Genomic DNA, 6,780 nt, shown 5'->3' with positions numbered 1-6,780 from the left:
TATGAGGGATAAGGGCAAATTGTAGGTTTTATCTCAGGTTCAAATTTAAGATTTTAGCAGCACTCCAAACTCTACAATTTGCGTATAGTGGTAGCTAATCACTATATCAATCAAGATACAAGAAGCATTGCTTCGCAAGGGTCAGGATGATCTGCATTAAAATTGCGTTTTACTAAGTCATCTGCTCGTTTTTGATCATCTCGGCTACGGGTGGTTTGTTTATTCTTACCACGCCAAACACCTTGTATACCTAGCTTCTGCATCAATCGAGCAACTGTACAACGTGCGATAACATAACCTTCACGTTTCAATTGTTGCCAGACCTTACGCACACCATATCGACCTAAACTTTCTTTCCAAATACGTTTGATTTGCTCTGCATGATATAAATCATGCAGAGCACGTTTCGCTCGATGTTCTGGGTTATCAACGAGATCTAAAGCCCGATAATAGGTCGAAGCTGCAATCGGTAAAATTCTACAAATCGCTTCAACACCATATCGATCTTTATTGTTCTGGATAAAATCCACCATTATTTGTGTGGGCGGTCGAGCTCCGCCTGGGCGAAAAAAGCGGCTGCTTTACGTAGAATTTCATTGGCACGTTTTAATTCTTTAATTTCACGTTCCATTTGCTTCATTTTTTCTTGGTCAGATATCTGTTGTACTTTGGCAGGATTTAGTTGATCCATATGCTTTAAATACCAAACACGCAATGTTTCAGGAGTACAACCAATCTTAGGTGCAATAGCTGTGATTGCAGCCCAAGTAGAAGGATAATCTTTTTCAGATTCAATCAATAATTGAACCGCTCTTTCTCTGATTTCAGGGGTATATTTTGGTTTTGTCATTGGAACATTCTCTCAAGAAAGTTGGTCTCCGACAAACCCGGTACGGTTCAGTCTCAATTTTCACACTTTATGCAACAGAGTCGTTTTTATCCTAAGGTCCTTACCACTTGTATTCTTTACGAACATATATCTAAAAAGTGTAGCAAGTTGCTACACTTTTCGCTAGATCAACTCTTTACCAAAAATATCATTCAGTCTTTCACGAATACTATGGACGAATTCCGGATTACTTTTAAGTTTATGCTTCATATTTCGTTTAAAGTCATTCAACCCCATACCAATTTCAGCAAAATCCATTTGGAATAAAGTGTCATTAATGACAATATTTGCTTGAGAGTCAGTGAGGCATCCTACTTTTTTAAACCACTTCTTGAACTGCTGATAATTTTCATCATTATTAAAAATATACCAAGAACGTACATTCATATCGAATTTAGCCCCTAATTCTTTTACGGATGCATTGTCTTCAAATGGAACATCAAGATAGATTTTTTCAATCACTGCAAATTCATCCAGTGCCTTATCAGCAATCCGATGATGCAGTTTAAAATTCACACCTACAATTGGACGGCCTTTCTTAACGGTTTCATACTCTAACTGTAGATCTGTATTTTCGTTAATTTCTGCCACTATTTTGTCTAATACATAGCGTCTAAAATCTACCCAGCGATCATATTTGGTTTCATTAATATCAATCAGTGCTTTCAAGTTTTCTAAAAGTAATGGCACTTCATAACTCTTTTGATTGGCGTACTTAAATTCGTTTTTAATGAAATAAGTATAAAGACTCATACTGGCAACAGAATCTAGGGCAAAAAGATGTTTTAGCTGATAGGTAGTAAAATTACCCCCAGCCAGTTGAGTGAAATACGGCAACACCTCACTGGTAAAACGAATCTGAATCGCATTTTTAGAATCATCTTCCCATCTTAACTCACGGATAATGGGAACGACAGAATGTACTTTTTTAGTCTTTCTCTTACCATTATCAGCTGGCTCCTCAATAATAAAATGAGCTACCCGGGATGAAAGCTCTTTATAAATCCGATCTATTGCAACATTAATTGAATTACGTTTATTTAATCCTAGTAAATCTGCCAAATCATCCTTATACAAATAAATATAAGTTTGTTCGGTAATTTCACCATCTACCCTATTTTTCTCACTATAATTCGCAACCGCCATTGCATATAAAAGTGCCTTATATTCATTGGCTGATAATTCGATTGGGCGAATTAAACGGTTACTGGTACTGACAACGCCATTATGGCGAATGTTGCCTATACAGTAAGGAATATAATTCGATTCTTCTTGCAATGGTTCAGATTCTGTCATAACCGTGATATTTATAATTTAACTTAGTTTTTATATACAAAAGTGGAAAAACTTTCAAGACTTTCACCACAATATTCTAAAAGTGGAAAGTTTGTCATCAAAAAGAAGCATTTTAGCCGATTTCCTGCACTTAAAGTGGAATTAATTATAATCTTTCCACCCCATGATGACAGACCTTCCACCTTTAGTCTCGAAATTACAGTTCAGAAGGTCTATTTTTACTTTTTTCATTCAGGTCTAGTTAGGTTAAGTCAGATAAAAACCCTGATGTGACAAGGCTTCCACCTTTTTGTTAGATTTAAAAGGTATAACTGCACATATAATCATCAGGAAATATCCAATAAAAACAGATTATCCACAGGTTAAGAAGATACAGTGACAATCTTTCCACCTTTAAAGCTTAGTTATGAGACTTTATTAACAGCTTAAATATTTGTTTTTTAAATTATTTTTAAATAAAAATAGCAGTTATAAAAATAGTAGTGACAAACCTTCCACCCTAGTGACAGACCTTCCACTTTATAGTGACAAACCTTCCACTTTATAGTGACAGACCTTCCACTTTACGGTGACAGACCTTCCACTTTATAGTGACAAACCTTCCACTTTATAGTGACAAACCTTCCACTTTTAAAGTTACAAGCACTTGTTTTATATAATAAAAATATGATCCTAATTATTAATTAGCTAAATAACTAATTATTCTAATTTTTAATTAAGCTAGCTTAGTTAAAAATTTATTTTTTAAGTTGTTTTACAGCTGAATAAATAGGATTTATAAATTTAAAAACTATAGTAAGATGAATGAAAGTTATTTATATTACTAAACATTGAAATAAGGAAGCATCTGACACGCATGTCTGCAAAAATTATTACTGTTGCTAACCATAAAGGCGGATGTGGCAAAACAACGACTGTTGTACACCTAGCCTCAGAACTTGCCAATCTTGGCTACAAAGTTTTAGTCATTGATTTAGATCCTCAAGCAAACGCAAGTTTACACATTGGGATCCAACATCCAAGCGAAATTGCTGTCACTACAGCAGAATTACTAGTGGGCGATATTTCGTTGTTGGCAGATGCATTACAAGAAGAAACGAACTTTGAAAAAGTATCATTAATTTATGGTTCCTTAAATTTAGGAAAAACTGAAGATCAACTAAAAGAAGAAGCTCCCCGTCCTTCTGAAGAGTTAAATATCAAGTTAAAACTATTAAAAGATCTTTATGATTTTATATTGATCGACTGTCCACCTAGCCTTAAATTATTAACAAGCAATGCCTTGGCATCTTCAACTCATGTCATTATCCCTATCGAATCAGGATCACAATATGGATTGTATGGGGTAACAGATCTTTTAAATCATCTTGAAAAAATCAAACGTATTAATCCAGATTTAGAGCTTTTAGGCGCTTTACTAATTAAGCATGATGAACGTCAGAATGTCTGTAAGCTGATTCGGGATGAAGCCTTGAAACAGGTAGGTAAAATTTTAGAAACCACAATTCCTCAAAGTACTAAAGTCAATCAAGCAGCGATTCTGCAACAACCACTTTTGAAAGTAGAAAAAAATTCAAAAGTACGTAAGGCTTTTGAAAGCCTTGCCAATGAAATTGTAGTGAAAATTAAAACCTGAGAGCATTATGGCAAGCACCAAAGAGCTTTTAGCTCAGAAACTGAAACAGAATACAGAAAAACATCAGCAAGCACAGAAAGACAATATTAAAGAGCCGAAAGAGTTTAGACGTAATGTCCCTATTGAGGATATCAGCCGAAGTCCAAACCAGCCGCGTAAAATATTTGAAGAGTCACAGTTAAAAGAACTGGCGGATTCTATTAATGAAATCGGCCTTTTGCAGCCCATTACAGTGCGTAAACTGGATAATCTGAAATATGAACTGATTGCAGGCGAGCGACGCTTACGGGCACATCAATTACTCGGAAAGTCTGTGATTGAAGCCATTATAATTGATGCAAATAATGTAGAAGCATCTTTGTTAACCCTGGCAGAGAATTTAAAGCGTCAGGATCTGACAGATTATGAGATTTTTATTGGCCTGAACTCACTTGATGAGAAATTAAAGAAAAACAAGCAACGTTTAGCCAATTCACTGGGTTTAAATCGCGAAGATATGTACAAGTATTTAGCATACGAAAAACTGCCGCAAGCAATTTTAAATGACCTTGATGTGGAACCAGGCTTGCTAGGCCGTACTGCTGCAACTGCATTCAAAAAATTTCTATCGGATCATCTTGAACAACTCTCTGAAGCCGAAGTGGCCTTACTCGGAGCTTGGGAAAAATTAAAAGACAAAAAACTCGAGCAAAGCAAAGTTACTACTTATGCTGAAAAACTATTGAGTCAGAATCCAGAAAAACTGACCACAACATCCGTGGTCAGAAAAATTGAATATGCCGGTAAGATTGCGGGGAATATCAAACTGAATCAAAAACAGCTTAAGGTTTCTCTGAATATCTCGGAAATTGACGAAGCCAGTCTCTTACAATTAGAAGATTTCTTAAAACAGCTGATTCAAAAAAGCGAAAAAGTGTAGCAAGTTGCTACACTTTCTTAGCACCCTGAAACTAATTACATCCTCATGCATTATTGAAATTTATTTTCTTAAGTATGCTTCTTTACATTTGGTCTTTGAGAGTACTGTTACTTCGGACTGAGATTAAATTCTGCCTTTCTTCTTGTGGAGTAGTTTTATATTTATCCGGAAATATTATATATGTCCATATAAGCACTCCCAGTTTTCAGGTTTTGTATCAAAATAATCAATTCTTATCAGATTTTTCGATAGGGAAGTATATGTGCTGGTGGAACATAAATAATTTGGTGGTGTTTCAAAAGGTATGCTGCCGTTAAAAAAATACGTTATTAAGGTAAAAGAAAGTAAGCATCCAGCTAACACAGCCTTACCAAGCGATCCTATAAGCCTTAATTTAGTTCCCACCTAAAAACAAGTGGGGACTTAATCTATGAACATGGATATATATTCAGCAACACCTCCTGTTGCTAAAAAACGCAGAACATACAGCAAAGAATTCAAATTCAGTATTGTCAATGCCTGCAAAAATCCTAATACCTCGATCGCTTCGGTCGCACTGCAACATAGTATTAATGCCAACCTTGTCAGTCGTTGGATCAGGATCTTCAGCCATCATGATGGTGCCGTGCAGGATCCTACTCATGTGAATCCAGCATTTATTGCTTTGCCTTACACTGCTGCAATCAGCCAACCTATTGATGAGAGGATCACGTTGTGTATCACCGTGCCTCATACGAATAATGATATTCAGCTAAAATGGCAGACATCAGAAATACCTGCCTTGGCAGAATTACTCAAGGCACTGGCAACATGATCCGTATCAATGAAATTTGGCTCTCTACCCAGCCCATGGACATGCGTGCAGGTATGGATACGACCATGGCTCAGGTGGTGAGAGCCTTTGGCTACATCAAACCGCATTGCGCCTACCTGTTCTGTAATAAACGTGGTCATCGTATGAAAGTGCTGGTACATGATGGACTGGGCATCTGGCTGTGTGCCAGGCGGCTGGAACAGGGAAAATTCCACTGGGCTCAAGTTCACCAAGGTGAAACCGTGGTCCTCAACCCGGAACAGTTACAGGCATTAATCCAGGGTTTGCCCTGGCAGCGCATTGGACGACAGCAAGTGGTAACAATGCTCTAAACCAAGCTCGGCTATTCTGCTATTCTCCAAACGTTCTATTTCATTCTCTTCATGACCTCAGGCATACTGCGGTCATGAATACGCTGCCTGACTTAAGCCAACTGACCCATGAACAACTGCTGGAATTTACCCGGCAGTTGGCGATGCAGCATCAGTCTCTAGCACAATCAAACCAGCAATTAGATTCTAAAGTTCAACATCTTTCTATTCTCAATCAAAAATACGAGCATGAACTGGCGCTGTTTAAAAAGCACAAATTCGCCCAAAAGAATGAACACTTAACGGCAAAACAAATCCATCTGTGGGATGAAGCGGTTGAAGAAGATATTGCCGCGGTTGATCTAGAACTGGAACGGCTAAATGCAGATAAAACTAATGCAGCGACACAGAAAGCCAAAACCAATAAACCTAAACGTCGACCACTGCCAGATCATCTACACACCATCCGTATTGAGCATGAACCTGCATCAACCCAATGTGCTTGTGGCTGCCAACTCCGTCGTATCGGCGAAGATGTCAGTGAAAAACTGCATTTCAGACCGGCACAGTTCTATAAGGAACAGCATGTGCGTGGTAAATGGGTCTGTGATCAGTGTGACACCCTGACTTAGCAAGCGATGCCCGCCTATGTGATTGATAAAGGCATTGCTTCACCTGAACTGCTCAGCCATGTGCTGGTATCGAAATATGCCGATCATTTGCCGCTGTACCGTCAACGTCTGATCTATCAGCGGGCGGGAATCGAACTTTCTAGATCAACTTTATCTCTTGCGAAGCAGTGCTTCTTGTATCTTGATTGATATAGTGATTAGCTACCACTATACGCAAATTGTAGAGTTTGGAGTGCTGCTAAAATCTTAAATTTGAACCTGAGATAAAACCTACAATTTGCCC

Annotated in this window: 5 protein-coding genes, 2 pseudogenes and 1 other annotated feature; of the genes and pseudogenes, 5 read left to right on the top strand and 2 right to left on the bottom strand. The window is 37.7% G+C overall.

Annotated features, from left to right (window positions below):
• Positions 1-140 precede the first annotated feature (140 nt).
• Positions 141-850: pseudogene (locus FTU05_RS17040) on the bottom strand (IS3-like element ISAba29 family transposase); the annotation flags it as partial.
• Positions 459-575: a sequence feature (AL1L pseudoknot), on the bottom strand. It overlaps the preceding pseudogene by 117 nt.
• Positions 851-1,012: 162 nt before the next feature.
• The gene (locus FTU05_RS17035; RefSeq protein ID WP_127800989.1) at positions 1,013-2,185 is read right to left on the bottom strand and encodes a replication initiation protein; all 1,173 of its coding nucleotides are present in this window, start codon (positions 2,183-2,185) and stop codon (positions 1,013-1,015) included.
• Positions 2,186-3,041: 856 nt separating this feature from the next.
• Here FTU05_RS17035 and FTU05_RS17030 point away from each other — a divergent pair.
• The 5 genes and pseudogenes from FTU05_RS17030 to FTU05_RS17010 form a co-directional block, all read left to right on the top strand.
• Positions 3,042-3,821 (top strand): ParA family protein, encoded by a 780-nt coding sequence (locus FTU05_RS17030; RefSeq protein ID WP_179990956.1) that lies wholly within the window; start codon positions 3,042-3,044, stop codon positions 3,819-3,821.
• A gap of 7 nt (positions 3,822-3,828) precedes the next feature.
• Complete coding sequence (locus tag FTU05_RS17025) at positions 3,829-4,740, top strand: ParB/RepB/Spo0J family partition protein (protein WP_119879449.1); 912 nt, start codon at positions 3,829-3,831, stop codon at positions 4,738-4,740.
• A gap of 430 nt (positions 4,741-5,170) precedes the next feature.
• Positions 5,171-5,554, top strand: coding sequence for a transposase (locus tag FTU05_RS17020; protein ID WP_179990955.1), 384 nt, complete (start codon positions 5,171-5,173; stop codon positions 5,552-5,554).
• On the top strand, positions 5,551-5,886 hold the full coding sequence (tnpB, locus tag FTU05_RS17015) for an IS66 family insertion sequence element accessory protein TnpB (protein ID WP_179990954.1): 336 nt from the start codon (positions 5,551-5,553) through the stop codon (positions 5,884-5,886). Before FTU05_RS17020 ends, tnpB begins: the two co-directional genes overlap by 4 nt.
• Positions 5,887-5,960: 74 nt before the next feature.
• A pseudogene (locus tag FTU05_RS17010) lies at positions 5,961-6,653 on the top strand (IS66-like element ISAba25 family transposase); the annotation flags it as partial.
• Between the last annotated feature and the right edge of the window lie 127 nt (positions 6,654-6,780).

The organism is Acinetobacter sp. YH12049 (assembly GCF_013419875.1).
Taxonomy (GTDB): Bacteria; Pseudomonadota; Gammaproteobacteria; order Pseudomonadales; family Moraxellaceae; genus Acinetobacter; species Acinetobacter amyesii.
The sequence above is the reverse complement of the archived record's forward strand: the minus strand, read 5'-3'. Positions and strand labels throughout refer to the sequence as shown.